This is a genomic window from Oleiphilus sp. HI0043, assembly GCF_001634935.1.
Window position 1 is genome coordinate 1 of record NZ_LWEY01000682.1, and the last position, 559, is coordinate 559.

Genomic DNA, 559 nt, shown 5'->3' on the forward strand with positions numbered 1-559 from the left:
ATTATCGACGTCAGCACACTCCTGACACATATCAGTCAATTGCCTAGCCCCTAACCTCATTGAATAGCACTGGGCATATACTGACGTGGCAACAAACGTAAATGAATAAGCTAACTACATCACTATCCTTCAAGTTAGCGATACCAAGTATCCTTATTGGCACGATATTTTTGCTGTCCGTCTCGCTATTATTCTCTTATCACGCAGAGCGAACATTAGAGCGTGAAAGCAATATAATTGCCCAGCATATACAAGACACGCTACTTATCGCTAATGAAACCAATGCTAACACAGCTAATTTAAGGCGTATTGTTAAAGCCTTAACGGCACGAAATGACATGACCCGCTTGCTCCCGGTGGAACAGGCAAGTGGCATTATCAGCGCAGACAGCCAAGAAGAAAATATTGGCCAAAATGTTCATAATTCACTCGACAATGCCCAATTAGAAACCTAGAAGCGTTTCATCACAAATGGACAAAACCAGAATCATCAAATTAGCGATGACGGTTTTTTTCATCATGCTCGCATCAAACTACTGAACCCAGAGCTTAATCGCGT

At 42.0% G+C, this 559-nt stretch carries 1 protein-coding gene; it reads left to right on the top strand.

From position 1 onward, the window contains the following. Window positions 1-101 precede the first annotated feature (101 nt). On the top strand, window positions 102-455 hold the full coding sequence (locus A3729_RS08165; protein ID WP_068510086.1) for a hypothetical protein: 354 nt from the start codon (window positions 102-104) through the stop codon (window positions 453-455). Window positions 456-559 lie beyond the last annotated feature (104 nt).

Coding starts and splice junctions, on each gene's coding strand:
- A3729_RS08165 (WP_068510086.1), top strand. CDS start 102: ATGAATAAGCTAACTACATCACTATCCTTCAAGTTAGCGATACCAAGT.